General features: G+C 71.4%; 14 protein-coding genes, 5 tRNA genes and 1 riboswitch. Of the genes, 10 read left to right on the forward strand and 9 right to left on the reverse strand.

All coding sequences use genetic code 11. The annotated features are described in order from the left end of the window. Nucleotides 1–92: 92 nt before the first annotated feature. Genes GUY60_RS19575 through GUY60_RS19585 form a run of 3 tightly spaced genes read left to right on the forward strand, consistent with a single transcriptional unit; the run spans nucleotide 93 to nucleotide 2,271 of the window. Entirely contained in the window at nucleotides 93–620 is a 528-nt protein-coding gene (locus GUY60_RS19575; RefSeq protein ID WP_161699618.1) for a hypothetical protein, read from the forward strand. 44 nt (nucleotides 621–664) lie between these two features. Then, nucleotides 665–1,417, forward strand: coding sequence for a DsbA family protein (locus GUY60_RS19580; RefSeq protein WP_161699620.1), 753 nt, complete (start codon nucleotides 665–667; stop codon nucleotides 1,415–1,417). Beyond that, nucleotides 1,414–2,271 carry a cytochrome c biogenesis CcdA family protein gene (locus tag GUY60_RS19585; protein WP_161699622.1) on the forward strand — a complete coding sequence of 286 codons (858 nt, stop codon included), beginning with the start codon at nucleotides 1,414–1,416 and terminating at the stop codon, nucleotides 2,269–2,271. Before GUY60_RS19580 ends, GUY60_RS19585 begins: the two co-directional genes overlap by 4 nt. Nucleotides 2,272–2,372: 101 nt before the next feature. On the opposite strand, the gene GUY60_RS39095 is transcribed toward GUY60_RS19585, so the two are convergent. The 5 genes from GUY60_RS39095 to GUY60_RS19610 form a co-directional block, all read right to left on the reverse strand. Beyond that, the gene (locus GUY60_RS39095) at nucleotides 2,373–2,513 is read right to left on the reverse strand and encodes a hypothetical protein (protein ID WP_246235278.1); all 141 of its coding nucleotides are present in this window, start codon (nucleotides 2,511–2,513) and stop codon (nucleotides 2,373–2,375) included. 493 nt (nucleotides 2,514–3,006) lie between these two features. Further along, nucleotides 3,007–3,080, reverse strand: a tRNA-Phe gene (locus GUY60_RS19595). A gap of 23 nt (nucleotides 3,081–3,103) precedes the next feature. Continuing rightward, nucleotides 3,104–3,178 (reverse strand) — tRNA-Asp (locus GUY60_RS19600). Nucleotides 3,179–3,216: 38 nt separating this feature from the next. Then, nucleotides 3,217–3,289 (reverse strand) — tRNA-Glu (locus GUY60_RS19605). 81 nt (nucleotides 3,290–3,370) lie between these two features. Next, entirely contained in the window at nucleotides 3,371–4,990 is a 1,620-nt protein-coding gene (locus GUY60_RS19610) for a metallophosphoesterase family protein (protein ID WP_161699626.1), read from the reverse strand. A 59-nt stretch (nucleotides 4,991–5,049) separates the two neighbouring features. Between GUY60_RS19610 and GUY60_RS19615 the strand changes: the two genes are divergently transcribed. From GUY60_RS19615 to GUY60_RS19630, 4 genes are all read left to right on the forward strand, one after another. Then, nucleotides 5,050–5,400: a metallopeptidase family protein gene (locus tag GUY60_RS19615; RefSeq protein WP_161699629.1), complete on the forward strand. Its 351-nt coding sequence runs from the start codon at nucleotides 5,050–5,052 to the stop codon at nucleotides 5,398–5,400. 155 nt (nucleotides 5,401–5,555) lie between these two features. Further along, the gene (locus GUY60_RS19620; protein ID WP_161699631.1) at nucleotides 5,556–6,131 is read left to right on the forward strand and encodes a hypothetical protein; all 576 of its coding nucleotides are present in this window, start codon (nucleotides 5,556–5,558) and stop codon (nucleotides 6,129–6,131) included. A gap of 234 nt (nucleotides 6,132–6,365) precedes the next feature. Continuing rightward, nucleotides 6,366–8,429 (forward strand): DEAD/DEAH box helicase, encoded by a 2,064-nt coding sequence (locus GUY60_RS19625; protein ID WP_161699632.1) that lies wholly within the window; start codon nucleotides 6,366–6,368, stop codon nucleotides 8,427–8,429. 128 nt (nucleotides 8,430–8,557) lie between these two features. Beyond that, a tRNA-Lys gene (locus GUY60_RS19630) sits at nucleotides 8,558–8,630 on the forward strand. A 185-nt stretch (nucleotides 8,631–8,815) separates the two neighbouring features. Here the strand turns inward: GUY60_RS19630 and GUY60_RS19635 are convergent. Then, nucleotides 8,816–9,268 (reverse strand): DUF4190 domain-containing protein, encoded by a 453-nt coding sequence (locus tag GUY60_RS19635; RefSeq protein ID WP_161699634.1) that lies wholly within the window; start codon nucleotides 9,266–9,268, stop codon nucleotides 8,816–8,818. 139 nt (nucleotides 9,269–9,407) lie between these two features. Next, nucleotides 9,408–9,481, reverse strand: a tRNA-Met gene (locus GUY60_RS19640). 124 nt (nucleotides 9,482–9,605) lie between these two features. Here GUY60_RS19640 and GUY60_RS19645 point away from each other — a divergent pair. The 3 genes from GUY60_RS19645 (at nucleotide 9,606) to GUY60_RS19655 (ending at nucleotide 13,546) form a co-directional block, all read left to right on the forward strand. After that, entirely contained in the window at nucleotides 9,606–10,871 is a 1,266-nt protein-coding gene (locus tag GUY60_RS19645) for a PP2C family protein-serine/threonine phosphatase (RefSeq protein ID WP_161699640.1), read from the forward strand. A gap of 220 nt (nucleotides 10,872–11,091) precedes the next feature. Then, nucleotides 11,092–11,267: riboswitch (cyclic di-AMP (ydaO/yuaA leader) on the forward strand. Nucleotides 11,268–11,278: 11 nt separating this feature from the next. After that, nucleotides 11,279–12,364 (forward strand): M23 family metallopeptidase, encoded by a 1,086-nt coding sequence (locus tag GUY60_RS19650; protein ID WP_161699636.1) that lies wholly within the window; start codon nucleotides 11,279–11,281, stop codon nucleotides 12,362–12,364. Nucleotides 12,365–12,601: 237 nt separating this feature from the next. Next, nucleotides 12,602–13,546, forward strand: a complete 945-nt coding sequence (locus tag GUY60_RS19655; protein ID WP_161699638.1) for an aldo/keto reductase — start codon at nucleotides 12,602–12,604, stop codon at nucleotides 13,544–13,546. An 84-nt stretch (nucleotides 13,547–13,630) separates the two neighbouring features. Here the strand turns inward: GUY60_RS19655 and GUY60_RS19660 are convergent, their stop codons facing one another. Next, nucleotides 13,631–15,031: a PrsW family glutamic-type intramembrane protease gene (locus GUY60_RS19660; RefSeq protein ID WP_187370081.1), complete on the reverse strand. Its 1,401-nt coding sequence runs from the start codon at nucleotides 15,029–15,031 to the stop codon at nucleotides 13,631–13,633. Between the two features lie 229 nt (nucleotides 15,032–15,260). Beyond that, nucleotides 15,261–16,208, reverse strand: a complete 948-nt coding sequence (trmB, locus tag GUY60_RS19665; RefSeq protein ID WP_312866355.1) for a tRNA (guanosine(46)-N7)-methyltransferase TrmB — start codon at nucleotides 16,206–16,208, stop codon at nucleotides 15,261–15,263. Between the last annotated feature and the right edge of the window lie 41 nt (nucleotides 16,209–16,249).

Genomic DNA, 16,249 nt, shown 5'->3' on the forward strand with positions numbered 1-16,249 from the left:
CCCCCCGACCCCCGTCGAACTCTCCGTCCTGCGCGTGTAGAGGGCCCTGTCTCCGGCCCTCAACTCGACACCCAGGACAGGAGAAAGCCCGCATGAACCTGCGGCTCGCACTGCGCGCCCCCACCACCTGGTCGGCGGCGCGCTGGTCCGTCGCGCTCGCCTCCGCCGTGCTCAGCGCCCTGCTGCTCGGCCTGCCGACGGCACTCGTCCCGAGCCCGTTCTTCGGCCGCGAGATCCCGCCCGAGTGGTGGAGCTACCCGGTACTGGTGGCCTCCGCCCTGCTCGCCGGACTGCTCATCGCGACGTACGTACGGACAGGCACCGAGCGCACCGACCGCACCGACCCCGAGCGCACCGAGCGCACCGAGCGCACCGACCGCGCCGGGAAGCCGGAGCGCGTCTCGCGGCTCGGCTCGGCCGGAGCACTGCTCTCGTTCCTCGCCGTCGGCTGCCCGGTCTGCAACAAGCTCGCGCTGCTCGCCCTCGGCACCTCCGGCGCGCTCACCGTATGGGCGCCGCTGCAGCCCGCGCTCGCCGTCGCCTCCCTCGTACTGCTCGCGGTGGCCACGGCCCGCCGCCTCGCCGGCGAGGTCGCGTGCCCCGCGCCGGCCGGCCGCTGACCGCCACGCTTCTCGAACCGTTCCACCAGGAGACCTGACACCTCATGCCCAAGAACACCTCGACCGCGCCCGGCAAGGGCCGCGGTATCGCCATCGGCGCCGCCGTCCTGGTCGCCGCGCTGCTCCTCGGCGTCTTCTCGTACACCGCGACCAAGCCCGGCTCCGACCAGGCCGAAGGCGGCAAGGACAGCCCCGTCGCCGATGTCTCCGCCGACCCGCAGAACGGGGTCTACCCGGAGCTGGAGAAGCTGGCCCGCCGCGACGCGGGCGACAAGCTGGCCCAGGGCAAGGCGGACGCGCCCGTCGTCCTCGTCGAGTACGCCGACTTCAAGTGCGGCTTCTGCGGCAAGTTCGCCCGCGACACCGAGCCCGGACTCGTGCAGAAGTACGTCGACAACGGCACCCTGCGCATCGAGTGGCGCAACTTCCCGATCTTCGGCGCCGAGTCGGAGGCCGCCGCGCGGGCCGCCTGGGCCGCCGGACAGCAGGGCCGCTTCTGGCAGTTCCATGCTGCGGCGTACGCGGACGGCGCCAAGGAGAAGGGCTTCGCGAAGGACCGCCTGACCGCCCTCGCGAAGACCGCGGGCGTCGACGACCTCGACCGCTTCACCGAGGACGTCGACAGCGCCGCCGCGAAGAAGGCGGTGGCGAAGGACACCGAGGAGGCGTACAAGCTCGGCGCCACCTCCACCCCGTCCTTCCTGGTCAACGGCCGCCCGCTCGCGGGCGCCCAGCCTGCGGAGACCTTCGAGCAGGCCATCGAGGAAGCGGCGGCGAAGCGGGACGACAAGAAGTGACCGGCGACATCGGCTACCTAGCCGCGTTCCTCGGCGGTCTGCTCGCCCTGCTCAGCCCGTGCAGCGCCCTGCTGCTGCCCGCCTTCTTCGCGTACTCGATCGACAGCTCGTCCCGGCTCCTCGCGCGTACCGGCATCTTCTACCTGGGCCTGGCCACCACCCTGGTCCCGCTGGGCGCCGCGGGCTCGTTCGCGGGCCGGTTCTTCTACGGCAACCGGGATCTGCTCGTCCTCGTCGGCGGCTGGCTGATCATCGCGCTCGGCGTGCTGCAGATCCTCGGCATGGGCTTCGCGTCCCGCAGGATGTCCGAGCTCTCCGGCCGCATCCGCCCGACCACGGCCCTGTCGGTGTACGCACTCGGCGCGGTCTACGGCCTGGCGGGCTTCTGCGCGGGCCCGATCCTCGGCAGCGTCCTCACGGTCGCGGCCCTCGGCGGCAACCCGGGATACGGCGGCGCGCTGCTCGCGGTCTACGCCCTCGGCATGGCCGTGCCGCTGTTCCTCCTCGCGCTGCTCTGGGAGCGCTTCGACCTGGGCCGCCGCCGCTGGCTGCGCGGTCGCACGTTCCGCGTCGGCCGCTTCGAGCTGCATACGACGTCGACCCTGTCGGGCCTGTTCTTCATCGCGCTCGGCACGTTGTTCCTGGCGTTCGACGGCACGACGGCACTGCCCGGAATCCTCGACGTGGACGACTCGTTCGCGGTCGAGCAGTGGGCCCGGGGCATCGGTGAGCGGGTCTCGGACGGAGCGTTGGTGCTGATCGCGGTCGCCGCGGTGGCCACGTTCTTCGCGGCACGCGCCTGGCGCCGCCGCGGCAACGTACACGCGAACACGGCGCCGGAGACGAAGAGTTGAGCAAGACCGGCCTCGCCCGCGCACCTCAGGGTGTACGGGCGAGCCGGTCTCTCGAAACCGTCTTCAACTCCTCTGTTGAGTCAACGAGTTGGCGCTGGTCGCTATCCCTTGTTGTGTCCACCAGGGGCGTGACCGGCCGGGTTCTGGTTCTCGCTCTCCTGCGTCAGGCCGCCGTCGTTGTTGCAAGTGGGCTGCTGACCGCCGGGCTCGTGACCGCCGTTGTTGGTGCAGGACGTGTCCACTGGAGAGATCCTGGCCACCGCGTCTCCGGAGGCGCCAACCGTGCCGACTCCGAACGCGAACGCCGCGGCCGCGGCAGCGACTGCCGCACCTACCCTCTTGACCACCACACTGTTACTCATCCGCACTCGCCCTCCAGACTGCATGGGTGGGGCGACGTGTTCAGGCTGTCCCACTCTCGCGTAATGACTGACAGTGAACTTGCCCTGTTAACGCTCCTCTTGGGCAAATGCCTTTGTCAAGACATATGGGACAAAGAGCGGCAGTATCTGGCGCCTGGCGTGTTGTTGATGCTTCTAGTACGCCGCGGACGAGGCGCTGACCTGCGCCACAAGCTCCCGGCGTGCCCGCCGCCCTCGGCCGCTCGTCTCGCGGGCTGACCCTTTGTCTCGGGATTCGACATGGGGCGGCGGTACGCGTGCGGGCCGGTGTGCGCGCACGAGAGAGGCCCCGAGAAGTGATCTTCTCGGGGCCTCTTGCCCTGACGGGCGGTTGTGGCTGGGGCCGGGGTCGAACCGGCGACCTATCGCTTTTCAGGCGATCGCTCGTACCAACTGAGCTACCCAGCCACGAGATTCACGAGGAATCTCAGCGGTCCTGACGGGATTTGAACCCGCGGCCTCCACCTTGACAGGGTGGCGAGCACTCCAAACTGCTCCACAGGACCAAGCTGTTGCGCGACTAAGTGTCGCACAGGGTTGTGCGTGCCCCCAACGGGATTCGAACCCGTGCTACCGCCTTGAAAGGGCGGCGTCCTAGGCCGCTAGACGATGAGGGCTATCGACCCGCCGTGTGCGCTTCGCAGCGCGTCGGGGACGTGAGAAGCATACGGGGTGCGGGGAGCTATCGCCAAAACGGTTTACGGGGACGGGCTCGACGACCTGCCGGAGCGCTCCACCGAGGACTCCGACGAGGGCTTCGACGACGGTTTCGGAGAGAGGGGTGGTGACGGGGTCGCGCCGGGTTCGTTCTCCTCCGGCAGGTGGCGGCTGACCTCGGCGGTGGTGAGGCCGAGGCCGCCCAGCTCGATCTGGTCCCAGGCCTGCAGCCGCTTGGTGGTCCGGTCCAGGTAGAGCACCGAGGCGGTGACCGGGTCCGGCTCGTCGTCCTCGATCGCGCGCAGCCCACTGCCCCCGGTGGAGCCCTCGATCCGCAGCCGGGTGCCGCCGGGGAGCTGCTCCGTCTTCGGGTGGTGGACGTGGCCGGCCAGGACCAGTGGGACGTACCCGTCGGTCTGCCGGGCCGCGACCGGGTTGTGCGCGACGGCGATGTCCACGGGCGCGCCCACGGCCCGCTGGGCGCGCAGGGAACCGGCGAGGTAGCTGCCCGCCGTGCGTTCGGTCGGGTCGCCCCCGGCGACGACCGAGCGGTCGGGGGTGAACTGCGGGTCGCCGATGCCCGCGACGCGCAGCCCGCCGACGTTCACCGCGCTGCCCTCGTCCAGGACGCGCACGTTCTTCAGGCGTTCCAGGTAGCGCTGCGTCGTACGGGAGTCATGGTTGCCGCGCACCCATACGTACGGGGCGCCGAGGTCCTCGATCGGGTCGAGGAAGCCGTTCTCGGCGGCCGTGCCGTGGTCCATGGTGTCGCCCGAGTCGATGATCACGTCGATCTCGTACTGCTCCACGAGCGAGGCGATGATGTGCCAGCTCGCCGGGTTCAGATGGATGTCGGAAACGTGCAGCACGCGCGTGGTGGACGGGTCGGGGGCGTACGTAGGGAGGGTGGAGGTGGCGTCGTACAGCTTGGTGACGTTGGTGACCAGGCGCGCCAACTCCTTCTGGTAGGCGTCGAATTCGCTGACGATACTGCGGGCGTTGCCGACCACGGAGGGGGCGGAGGAGAGCAGTCCGGAGAAGCGGGGCTCCAGGACCGACTTGGGGTTCCAGGTGGCGAACGCGGTGGCCCCCGACGCGGCGAGCAGCGCAAGCGCGAGACCCCCGGCGGTGAGGGCGCGGCGCGGGCTGCGGTGGACGGCGAGGCTCAGCGCGCCGGCGCCCGCGACGACCGCGACGCAGGAGCTCAGCGCCAGGTCGCGGGCGCCGGTCTGGACGTCCCGGGCGACCTCGTCCTGCAGCCCGGCGAGCCGTTCGGGGTGGTCGACGAGGGCGCGGGCGCGGTCCGGGTCGAGGCTGTCGACGTCGACGTCGAGGCGGACCGGGGCGGTGTGGGAGTCGAGTTCGAGGGCGCCGAGCGGGGCGACGTTGATCTTCGTGCCGCCGTCGAGGGAGGGCCGTAGCGTCATCCGGGTGTCCATCGGGCCGACCGGGGCGCGCACGCTGCCGACGACAAGGAGACCGAGCCAGGCGCCGAGCAGCACCACCGCGACCGTGCCGAGGGCGCGGGCGAGGGGATGCGGCGCCTTGACGAGTTCGCTGACCGGCGGCGGACGGCGTGCGCGGTAGTGGCGTACGAACGCGGCCGGGGCGGTCCGTATCCGGTGCAAGACGCGTGGCGTGGCGGCGCGGGCGCTGGCCATTGGGCCCGTATGCCCACGCGCGCGGGTGGGTATGCCGGGGTGTGCCTGACAATGGAGTGGTGCTGGAGATGACGCGCGAGGAGTTCGAGGAACTGGTCGCCGAGGCGCTGGACAGGATCCCGCCGGAGCTGACACGGCTGATGGACAACGTCGCGGTGTTCGTGGAGGACGAACCCCCGGCCCAGGACCCGGAGTTGCTCGGGCTCTACGAAGGGACTCCGCTCACCGAGCGCGGCGAGTGGTACGCGGGAGTGCTGCCGGACCGCATCACGATCTACCTCGGTCCGACGCTGCGGATGTGCGCGTCGCGCGAGGACGTGGTGGCGGAGACGGAGATCACCGTGGTGCACGAGATCGCCCACCACTTCGGCATCGACGACGCCCGGCTGCACGCGCTCGGTTACGGGTGACCGGCTTGACCGGCTTGGGGGTTTTCGAGGTGTGATGCGGGGCGTGCGCGGTCCGCAACGCGCGGTCCGGGCGCCGGTGTGCGCGGCGTGTCCTCCTGTGGGCGGCGGGAGTTGGGCAGGAGAACCCCGTCCCCGCACCTCGGAGGTGCCCGCTCGTGCGCCAGTTGTACGTATCCGTTCGTCTGGCCGCGGCGCTGGTCGCCCTCGGCGTGAGCGCGGGGTGTGTGGCCGTCGACGGTGACGCCGAGGAGCCCGCTCCGGTCCGTAAGTCGGCGCCCGAGGCGGAGCGCGGCGGTGACCGGGGCGCGGGTCCCGGGCCGGACGGCGGCCCCGTGGTGAGCGGCGGCTCCGGGCACGGGGCGCAGGACGGGGGCGCGCGGCCCGGCGGGGACGGCGAGGCGGACCCGAGCGACCCGGCGGCCCCGTCGTCGGCCGCGACCCCGAGCCGTACGCCGGACCCGTCCGGGTCGACGCGGCCGACGCCGACCCGTACGGAGCCGACCCGTACGAAGCCGCCGGCCGAGCCCTCGGCCACGCCGCCGCCCTCGCAGAGCACACCGGGCACGCCGGGGGCGACGCCGACGCCGCAGCCGTCCACGGCAGAGCCGTCCTCGTCGGCCGCGCACCGTACGCAGTCGACGTTCGACGGGCCGGGCGGTGGTGATGTCGGCGACATCGAGGACGCCTCGTTCCAGGGCCGCGAGCCGTCGCCGCAGGCCGGGCCTTCCTGAGCTGCCGAAGGTGACGTTCGGGGGCATTTGTGCAGGTCAGCGCGACGGTTTGCCAGGCGTGGGTGTAGGTGCGTACAGTGGTAGATCGTTTGATCCCATTTGCCCGGCGCCAGCATCGAAGAGCGCCGTGTGGCGCGTACTCTCCCTAGCCGTGGCTGACCGCATTGAGGCGGTCGAATTGCGATTCACGGAGTTTGGGCGCGTGCCGAGACTCCGGAAGGTTTCGCATTTCGCATGTCCACTTTCAGTACTGAGCACTCCGTCCTGCCCGAGAACGACGCGGACGAGGCTGTCGTGACCGCCGCTGTCGCGACCGAGGCCCCCGCCGCCGACGTGGCCCCCGAGGCTCCTGAGGTTCCCGAGGTTCCCGAGATCACCTTCGGCGACCTGGGACTGCCCGAGGGCGTCGTCCGCAAGCTCGCGCAGAACGGCGTCACCTCGCCCTTCCCGATCCAGGCCGCGACCATCCCGGACGCCCTGGCCGGCAAGGACATCCTCGGCCGTGGCCGTACCGGCTCCGGCAAGACCCTCTCCTTCGGTCTCCCGACCCTGGCCACGCTGGCCGGCGGTCACACCGAGAAGAAGAAGCCCCGCGCGGTCATCCTGACCCCGACCCGCGAGCTGGCGATGCAGGTCGCCGACGCCCTCCAGCCCTACGGCGACGTGCTCGGCCTCAAGATGAAGGTCGTCTGCGGCGGTACGTCGATGGGCAACCAGATCTACGCCCTGGAGCGCGGCGTCGACGTCCTCGTCGCCACCCCGGGCCGACTGCGCGACATCATCAACCGTGGCGCCTGCTCCCTGGAGAACGTCCAGGTGGCCGTCCTCGACGAGGCCGACCAGATGTCCGACCTGGGCTTCCTGCCCGAGGTCACCGAGCTGCTGGACCAGGTCCCGGCCGGCGGCCAGCGGATGCTGTTCTCGGCCACGATGGAGAACGAGATCTCCACCCTGGTCAAGCGCTACCTGACCAACCCGGTGACGCACGAGGTCGACAGCGCCCAGGGCAACGTCACGACCATGACGCACCACATCCTCATCGTGAAGCCGCGCGACAAGGCTCCGGTCACCGCCGCGATCGCCGCGCGCAAGGGCCGCACGATCATCTTCGTCCGCACCCAGCTGGGCGCCGACCGCATCGCGGAGCAGCTGCGCGACGCCGGTGTGAAGGCCGACGCGCTGCACGGCGGCATGACGCAGGGCGCGCGTACCCGCACCCTCGCCGACTTCAAGGACGGTTACGTCAACGCGCTCGTCGCGACCGACGTCGCCGCCCGCGGTATCCACGTCGACGGCATCGACCTGGTCCTGAACGTGGACCCGGCCGGCGACCACAAGGACTACCTGCACCGCTCGGGCCGTACCGCTCGCGCGGGCCGCTCCGGCACGGTCGTGTCCCTGTCCCTGCCGCACCAGCGGCGCCAGATCTTCCGGCTGATGGAGGACGCGGGCGTCGACGCCTCGCGCCACCTCATCGGCCAGGGCGGCGCGTTCGACCCCGAGGTCGCCGACATCACCGGTGCCCGGTCGCTGACCGAGGTGCAGGCCGACTCCGCGGACAACGCCGCGAAGCAGGCCGAGCGCGATGTCTCCGACCTCACCAAGGACCTGGAGCGCGCGCAGCGTCGGGCGACCGAGCTGCGCGAGGAGGCCGACCGCCTCACGGCGCGCGCCGCGCGTGAGCGGGGCGACGACCCGGAGCAGGCCGTCGCCGCGGCCGCCGAGGCGAGCGCCGCCGAGGTCGAGGTTCCGGAGCCCCGTGAGGCCGTGCGCGAGGTGCGGGAGCCGCGCGAGTCCCGCGACGAGCGTCCCTCGTACGACCGCCGTGACCGTCGGGACGACCGGGGCAACTTTGACCGGCGTGACCGTCGGGACGACCGCGGTGGCGACCGTGGCGGTTTCAACCGTGACCGTCGCGACGACCGTGGTGGTCAGGGTGGCGGTTTCAACCGTGACCGTCGTGATGACCGTGGTGGCCGTTCGTTCGAGCGTCGCGATGACCGTGGTGGTCAGGGTGGCGGTTTCAACCGTGACCGTCGTGATGACCGTGGTGGCCGTTCGTTCGAGCGTCGCGATGACCGTGGTGGCCAGGGCGGTGGCTTCAACCGTGACCGCCGTGAGCACCGTGGCGCCGGCGACCGTCCGTTCAACCGCGACGACCGCCCCTTCAACCGTGACCGCCGTGAGCACCGCGGTGGCAGCGACCGTCCGTTCAACCGCCGTGACGACCACCGCGGTGGCACCACCGGCTCCGTCGGCCGCCGCGACGACAAGCCGCGCTGGAAGCGCAACGGCTGATCCGGTCGGCATCACCGTCTGACATGAAGCGGGCCCACTCCCCGGAGCGGGCCCGCTTCCGTGTCCCGGCACCGATACCCGATCGGCTCTCTCCGCTCCTGCGGCTATGCTCGGGGGAGCGTTGACGCGGGCCGTTAGCTCAATTGGCAGAGCAGTGGACTTTTAATCCATTGGTTGTGGGTTCGAGTCCCACACGGCCTACAGCGCGCGGGTCTTGGGGGAAACCCTTCTGACCTGCCGAACAGCGCCCGACTCCACCACGGTGGGGTCGGGCGCTGTTGTGTTGAGAGACCCCTCCCGGCACCGCTCGCCGACGGGCTCAACTGGGCGGCGCGGCAGCCCCGTTCGCGTGCCGGGCGAGGAGAAGTGAGCCCGAAGGCGCCGCGTCAGGTGCCGAGGTCGCGCCAGTCCTTGTCGTACTCCCGGTCGAACTTCAGCTCGCAGGAGTGCCGGTCGGCGTCGCTGCGGGCCTCGCGCAGGCACTGCTTGAAGTCCTCGACCGAGTCGGAGTTCCACAGTGCGAGGCCCACGACGAGGATCAGGCCGGCGCCGATCATGGCCAGGGCGCCCAGGACGGCGCCGCCGACGGCCATGCCGCGACCGGACCCGGGGCCGCTTCGTCCGCGCAGCGCCGCCACGATGCCGAGGACGACGGCGAGCAGCCCGAGCAGGAATCCGCCCACGACGGTCCAGAACAGCGCGCACGCGACGATGCCGAGGACGAGTGCCGAGATGGCCAGGCCCCGGCTCGCTCCTGGCGATGTCGATCGCGGTGGCTGGTGCGGCCGTTGCTGCCAGCCCTGTGCGCCGTCGCCCGCGTCCTGTCCCGCTCCGGCCATCGTCCGACCTCGACTTCCGTGCTGCCCCGAGCCCGTCACCCCATGGTCGCCACGGGGCGCGGCTCACGCAGCCGGAGAAGCGGTCGCGGACATGCATAAGGCCCGACACATCGAAATGTGTCGGGCCTTATGTCTTCAGTAGCGGGGACAGGATTTGAACCTGCGACCTCTGGGTTATGAGCCCAGCGAGCTACCGAGCTGCTCCACCCCGCGCCGCTGAACACAACTATACGCCATCCTGGTGACCCCTCACGCCACCCCGCGTACGAGGCCGGGAGCCCTCCCCGTAACCCGGACGGCGGTCAACGAGTCGCCCGCCGAGCAGAGGGCCGGAACCCTGGGTGGGAGCGGCAGTGGTCCGCCGGACGGACGCGGACGGGGCAGGAGACGACCGGTGGGGCAGCGACGAGCGCGAGGGCGGCGGCGGGGTGGGAACCGTCGCGGTGCGGGCGGTCGGCCGCTCCGTGGCGATCGCCGTGCGCCGCGGCCCATCGTGCACGCGCACGCTTTCGTACGGGTGCTGCCCGCGCTGCTGCTCGCCGTCGGTCTGGTCACGGCGCTGCTCACCCCGCCCCGCTTCACGGCCGCCCCGCTGTTCTCGGCGGCTCCGCTGATCGCGGCCCCGTTCTTCGGCCTGGCGGGCACGGTGCTCACCGGACTCGCCGCCTCCGCCAGTCTCTTCGTGCTTCAAGTGCACTACGGGACGGTGGGGCGTCCCCAGGAACTCACCGAGCTCATCAACGTGGTCACGGTCTCCGGCCTCGCCGTCCTCATCAACGTCGTCGTACGACATCGCAGCGAGAAGCTCGCCTCCGCGCACGAGATCGCCGAGGCCGCCCAGCGTGCCGTGCTGCCCGAACCGGCGTCCCGGATCGGTGGTTTGGAGGTGGCGGCGCGGTACGAGGCGGCGCAGGCCAACGCGTTCATCGGCGGCGACCTGTACGCGGTGCAGGAGACCCCGCACGGCGTACGGCTCGTCGTGGGCGACGTGCGCGGCAAGGGGCTCGGCGCGGTGGAGGCGGTGGCCGTGGTGATCGGGGCGTTCCGGGAGGCCGCCGAGCAGGAGGCGACGCTGGAGGCGGTGGCGCAGCGCCTGGAGCGCGCGCTGGCGCGGGAGGGCACCCGGCGCGACGGCCTCGACGCCTTCGAGGGGTTCACGACCGCGGTGCTCGCCGAGATGCCGCACGGGCAGGAGGTCGTACGGTTCATCAACCGCGGCCACCCGGAGCCGCTGCTGCTGCTCGCCGACGGGACGCTGCGGGAGCTGGAGGTGGTCGAGCCCGCGTTGCCGCTCGGGATGGGCGACTTGGCGTCCTGGCCCGACCGCGCGGGTGAGTCGGGCTTCCCCGGCGGCGCGACGCTGCTTTTCTTCACCGACGGGCTTTCGGAGGCGCGGGACGAGGCGGGGGTGTTCTACGACCCGGCGGCCCGGCTCAGGGGGCGGGTGTTCCCGGCGCCGGACGCGCTGCTTGCCGCGGTGGCCGAGGAGGTGCGGGCGCATACCGGGGGCGGTGGTATGACCGACGACATGGCGCTGCTCGCGGTGCGGCGGCCGGCCTCAGCACCCGTCGAGGGGCCCTCGCGGATCACGCTCAGTGAGTGAAGGGCAGCCCTCCGCATAACAAATGACGCACCGTCAGAATTCAGGGCCGCTAAGAGCGCATGAAAGCAGTGGTCAACTCGCCCGGTTCCGACCCCTGGTGTCCGATAAGCACTGGCCAAAGCCATGAACGATCAGTCGGAACAGCTTGGAATCCGATGCCGCTGTCTATTAACGTTCGATAACGCAGCGCGGTCGTCCCAGCCGTCACAAGAGTCGGCTCCGTGCGCACACGCTTAATCCCGCAAGGGAGCCGGGGAACCACCAACTTGGGGTGAATCGGGCACCTTTCACCGCGACTGCCTCCAGTGGAGGCGGCCACGGCGAGTGAGGCGCCCGTAGGAAACCTTCCTGTTCCGAACCCGTCAGCTAACCCGGTAGGCGAGAAGGAAGGAAAGGAGTGCGCCCCCGTGGCGACACCCGCAAGCCGAGCCCGGAGTGGCTACGAACCCTCGTATTTCCCGGACGGTGACCAGGCGTTCGGGCACGACGAGGAGCCCTGGGAAGAGTGGAACCCCACTGAGGAGTCCATTCGTCCCGTGCGTGGCCGGCACCGCGTCGGCAAGCAGCGTGGCGGCTTCGCGCGCAGCTCCACCGTGCTCGGCGTCGGCGTCATCGCCGCAGTCGGCGCCGGTGGCATAGCGACCGCCAAGGACCGCCCGCCGGTACCGATCTCGATGCCCGACCTGTCCGGAGTCACCGACTCGCTGCCCGACGCCGAGTCGCTTCCCGGGGTCGGCTCGCTGATCTCCGACGACTCCGGTTCGGACGACGCCGGCGACGACTTCTCCGGTGTCACCCAGGCCACCGCCGCCTCCGGCGCCCCGGTGGCGCAGCTCGGCGGCGAACCGCAGGCCGCCTCCGCCGACGCCGGTGAGGCCCTGCGCACCCGCATCATGCAGCAGGCCGAGTCGAAGCAGGACGAGGCCGCGGCGGCCGAGCAGACCGCCGCCGCCGACGCCGCCGCGAAGGCCGCCGCCGAAGAGGCCGAGAAGCAGCAGACCGAGGCCGAGCGGAAGGCCGCCGAGGCCAAGCGGAAGGCCGAGGAGGAGGCGAAGCGCAAGGCGGAGGCCGAGCGTCTCGCCAAGCTCGCCCGCAGCTTCGCCGTCCCGCTCTCCTCGTACACCATCACCACCACGTACGGGCAGGCCGGTTCCATGTGGTCGTCCGGCTACCACACGGGTCTGGACTTCGCCGCCCCGACGGGTACGCCGATCAAGTCGGTCCACACCGGCACCGTCAAGGAGGCCGGCTGGTCCGGTAGTTACGGCTACCGCACGGTGGTCGAGCTGGAGGACGGCACGGAGCTGGCGTACAACCACCAGTCCTCGATGAACGTCAGCGTGGGCCAGAAGGTCTCCACCGGCGATGTCATCGGACGGGTCGGTTCCACCGGCAACTCCACCGGGCCGCACCTCCACTTCGAGGTCAAGACCCCGGCCGGCGACCTGATGGACCCGGCCGCCTTTCTCCGCGACAAGGGCGTCAGCATCTGACCCGCTGAGTTCCACCGGTTCCGGTGGCCCTGGCGCACTACCCCCCGACGTCAGGGCTGCCGGTACGAGGCATGCATCGGTGAGGTGAGGCATGTCCTCGACAGTGCCGCCGAGCGGGTCGGTGCGGTCCGTGCGCCTGTGCGCGCGGGCCGGTCACCTGGTAATCCGTACACGTTCCGCGCTCACGCGCGCGTCCGTGCCGGAATACGCCCGCCGGCGGCGGCTGTTGACCCCTTCATGACTGCTCTACGCCCCCTCGGTTCCTCCGACCTCTCGGTCTTCCCGCTCGCCCTCGGCGGCAATGTCTTCGGCTGGACCGCGGACCAGGACCGCTCCTTCGCCGTACTCGACGCCTACACCGAGGCCGGCGGCAACTTCATCGACACCGCCGACGTCTACTCCGCCTGGGTCTCCGGCAACAGCGGCGGCGAGTCCGAGACGATCATCGGCAACTGGCTTGCCGCGCGCGGCAATCGCGATGACGTCGTCATCGCCACCAAGGTCGGCGGCCGCGAGGACCTGCGCGGCCTGGCCGCCCCCACCATCAAGGCCGGTGCCGAGGAGTCCCTGCGCCGCCTGGGCACCGACTACATCGACCTCTTCTACACGCACTTCGACGACCCGGCCGTGCCGGTCGAGGAGATCGTCACCGCCCTCGACGAGTTGGTCCGCGCGGGCACCGTGCGCGCCGTCGCGGCCTCCAACATCTCGCCCGAGCGGCTGCGCGAGTCCCTCGAGTTCGCCGAGCGCGAGGGCCTCGCCCGCTATGTCGCGCTCCAGCCGCACTACAACCTCGTCTCCCGCGACACGTACGAGGGCCCGCTCCAGGAGATCGCCTCCCGGTCCGGTCTCGCAGCGGTGCCGTACTACGCGCTCGCCTCCGGCTTCCTCACCGGCAAGTACCGTCCGGGTGCCGCCGTGGACAGCGCGCGGGCGCAGAGCGCGGGCGGTCACCTGGAGACGGAGCGCGGCGCGAAGGTGCTCGCCGCCCTCGACCGGGTCGCCGCCGCCCATGACGCGGAGCTCGCCACGGTCGCGCTCGCCTGGCTCGCGGCCCGGCCGACCGTGGTCGCCCCGATCGCCTCGGCGCGTACGGTCGAGCAGCTTCCCGCGCTGCTCAAGGTGGCTGAACTCGAGCTCACCGATGCGGAGTTGGCGGACCTTACGGCTGCTTCGGCTTGAGGGTTCGCCTGAGGGATCGCCTGAGGGTTCGCTCGGGCTGAGGGCGGCTTCGGGGCGCTCTCGGGCCTGACCGCGCGTTCAGATCTAGCGGTACGGGTTGTGCGCCGGGTGCGGTGCCTGCGGGGCGTACGCGGGGCGCGGTACGTACGGGAGGTAGGGGGCGGCCTGGGCGTACGGGTTCGGGGGCGTGGCTGCGTACGGGTTCGGGTTCGCGTACGGGTACGGGCTCGCGTACGGGCGGGGTCGTGGTGCCGGGAGGGGGGCGGTCGCCTGCGCCGCGTATGCCAGGGCGGGTCTGGCGATCTGGCGGCGCAGCCATATCTCGCCGAGCAGTTCCTGCTCGCGGGCTATGAACTCCGGGCCCGCGCGGCCGCGTCGGCCCCGGTGCCGCAGGAACGCGAGGGACGTGGCGAACGCCTCGTACTCCTCGACGACCTGGGCCGCGGACGGGCCGCCGCTGAGTGCCGCGTGTTCGCGGGCGATCCTGCGGGCGCGCATCGAGGACAGCGCGTACGCCTCGTGCGGGCCGATCCAGCCGGCCGCGGCGTAGACCGGCAGCTCTGCTCTGACCAGGCGGAGTTCGCGCTGGCGGGTCCAGACGGTCAGCCAGGTCAGCAGGGCGAACGCGGGGACCATGAAGCCGACGTACACCGCGAGGAAGCCGAGGTTCCCGAAGACCGCCGAGCTGTTCCACGCGGAGTGCATGGCCATCGCCAGGAGCAGTCCGACGAGCGGCAGCAGTACGCGGCGGGCGCGCAGCCGTTGGGCGGAGAGGGCCGCGATGCCGAAGCCGAGGCCGGTGAGCACCGTGAACAGCGGGTGCGCGAAGGGCGACATCACGATGCGGACGAAGAAGGTCGCGGCGGTCACGGAGTCGAGGGCGAGGCCGTGGATGCCGCTGGCCTCGTCGGTGCCGTAGGCGTTGCCGAGGTAGAGGATGTTCTCGGTGAACGCGAAGCCGGTGGCGGTGACTCCGGCTATCACCACACCGTCCACGATGCCGGTGAACTCGCGTCTGCGGAACAGGAAGACGAGCAGGACGGCCGCTGCCTTGGCCGTCTCTTCGACGACCGGGGCTATCACGGTCGCGCCGAGGGTGTCGGCGCTCGCGGGGTCGGCGGTGGCGGTCGCTATCCAGCGGGTGGCGAAGGAGTTCGCGACGATCGCTATGAGGGCGGCCGCGCAGGCGCCCCAGGCGAAGGAGAACACCAGGTTCCGCCAGGGGCCGGGCTCCACCCGGTCCAGCCAGCGGAACGCGGCCAGAAGTAGCGGCACCGGCAGCGTCGCCAGACCGAGTCCGACGAGGAAGCCCTCGGTGCCGGTCTGCTCCCGCACCAGCGCCAGGATCACCAGGCCGGAGAGCGCGAGCAGGACGCCGAGCACCCAGGCCTTGGCCGAGCGCCGCTGCCACCAGTGCGCGGGCCTGCCGGGCCGCGGTCCTGCGGGGCCGGGCCGCGGTGCGTGGGGCAGGGGCGCGACGGTCACGCCGTTGACCCTAACGAGCGACGGGCCGCCACCGCGACGGTGCCTACGACTCCGGCCGGGATGGGGCGGAATTCGTGCGGTGACGGGTGGGTTCGGGTAGGGGTGCCCGCTAGGTTCCGTCTTCCGCCTTCCGGTTTCCGTACGGAGCGGCTTCAGGTTCCGGTTTCCGTACTGGCGGGTTCCGTTGCCTGTACGTACGGGCGGCTTCCGTGGTCCGTGTGGAGCGGCTTCAGCTTTCCGTGCGGCGGAACAGCAGGTCGTGCACCACGTGGCCCTTGTCCAGGCCCTGGCCCTCGAAGCGGGTCAGGGGGCGGAAGGCGGGGCGCGGTGCGTACCCGCCGTCCTCCTGGGTGTTGACGTAGTCGGGGTGCGCGGTGAGCACGTCCAGCATCTGTTCCGCGTACTCCTCCCAGTCGGTCGCGCAGTGCACCAGGGCGCCCGGCTTGAGGGCACGCGCGGCCAGCGTGAGGAACTCAGGCTGGATCAGGCGGCGCTTGTGGTGGCGCTTCTTCGGCCAGGGGTCGGGGAAGTAGACGCGCAGTCCGTCGAGGGAGGCCGCAGGGAGCATCTCGCGGAGCAGGATGATCGCGTCGCCGTTGGCCACCCGGACGTTGCTCAGACCGCCGCGCTCGGCGAGGCCGAGGAGGTTGCCCATGCCGGGGGTGTGCACGTCGACGGCGAGGATGCCGGTCTCCGGGTCCTCGGCCGCCATCTGCCCGGTGGCCTCGCCCATCCCGAAGCCGATCTCCAGGACGACCGGCAGACCGTCGAACATCTCGTCCAGGTCGAGCGTGCTCCGGCCGTCGATGTCGAAGCCCCACTTGGGCCACAGCCGTTCCAGGAAGTCGGCCTGGCTGGTGGTGACCCGGCTGCGGCGCGGCTGGAAACTCCGGATCCGGCGCTCGTGATGCGAACCCGCGGGGTCCGGCGCGGGACCGTCGGGGAAGCGCGGCTCCCCCTTGGGCCGGGCCCGGCGGGACGGGTCCGCGTCCGCGTGTGCTGCGGCTGCCGGTGCTTCGGTGGCCGACGCGTCGGCTTCCCGTGCTTCGGTGGCAGGGCCGGCGGTGGCCGGACGGTCGGGCTTCGGTCCGTCGGTCGTCGTGCGGCCGGTGGTCGTCACACCGGCCGTCGGGCCGTCGGGCTGCGGGGCGGCTTCGGGCGCGTGGAAATCAGACACAGTGAGGGCGATTTTACGGGGCCGGGCGGAGGGGGTGCGTC

It is taken from the genome of Streptomyces boluensis (genome assembly GCF_009908195.1).
Lineage (GTDB): Bacteria > Actinomycetota > Actinomycetes > Streptomycetales > Streptomycetaceae > Streptomyces > Streptomyces boluensis.

Excerpts from the sequence above, each read along its gene's own strand:
- GUY60_RS19625 (WP_161699632.1), top strand. The coding sequence starts at position 6,366 with ATGTCCACTTTCAGTACTGAGCACTCCGTCCTGCCCGAGAACGACGCG.
- GUY60_RS19580 (WP_161699620.1), top strand. The coding sequence starts at position 665 with ATGCCCAAGAACACCTCGACCGCGCCCGGCAAGGGCCGCGGTATCGCC.
- GUY60_RS19655 (WP_161699638.1), top strand. The coding sequence starts at position 12,602 with ATGACTGCTCTACGCCCCCTCGGTTCCTCCGACCTCTCGGTCTTCCCG.
- GUY60_RS19635 (WP_161699634.1), bottom strand. The coding sequence starts at position 9,268 with ATGGCCGGAGCGGGACAGGACGCGGGCGACGGCGCACAGGGCTGGCAG.
- GUY60_RS19610 (WP_161699626.1), bottom strand. The coding sequence starts at position 4,990 with ATGGCCAGCGCCCGCGCCGCCACGCCACGCGTCTTGCACCGGATACGG.
- GUY60_RS19575 (WP_161699618.1), top strand. The coding sequence starts at position 93 with ATGAACCTGCGGCTCGCACTGCGCGCCCCCACCACCTGGTCGGCGGCG.